Source organism: Flavitalea flava (assembly GCF_054461575.1).
This window is the reverse complement of sequence record NZ_JBTLQH010000149.1, coordinates 1-518: the sequence shown is the minus strand read 5'-3', so window position 1 is coordinate 518 and position 518 is coordinate 1. Positions and strand designations below refer to the sequence as shown.

The window sequence follows — 518 nt, the reverse complement described above, 5'->3', positions numbered from 1 at the left end:
GCCGTTGCTCCGGGCGGGCAACAAGAGGAGGAGCAGGAAGATAACTATGAGGAGTATATCGGCTATATCAGCAGCCGGGACAAGGCCCTGGAGGCCTCGTACTGGCAGGGATATCTGTCGGGGGTTAGGGGCAGTACGCTGTTGCCGTTTATCGGGTCAACGGCGGTCCGCAATAAGGGCATGGGCAGCTACGGGCAGGAAGTGCTGATGCTGGACCAGGCGGCTACGTCGGGGATCGTTCGTTTTGCGCAAGGCCACCGGCTGACGGTCAATACGGTGATGCAGGGAGTATGGTCCTATTTGCTGTACCGTTATACGGGCAATAGGCAAAGCGTATATGGGGTAACGGTATCTGGCAGACCGGAAGAAATGGCTGGGGTGGAAAGCCGTGTAGGGATGTATATCAATACGCTACCCTTCCGTGGGCGGATAGCGGGAGAGGAGACGATCGTATCCTGGCTGGAAGGGATCCAGGAGGAACAGGCATCGGGCCGGCAATACCAATACCGGGGGTTGAG

General features: G+C 57.9%; 1 protein-coding gene. It reads left to right on the top strand.

The genetic code is table 11. From position 1 onward, the window contains the following. Positions 1 to 518, top strand: a 518-nt coding sequence (locus ACX0G9_RS31775; RefSeq protein WP_459069023.1) for a condensation domain-containing protein, incomplete at both ends; no start/stop codon positions are given.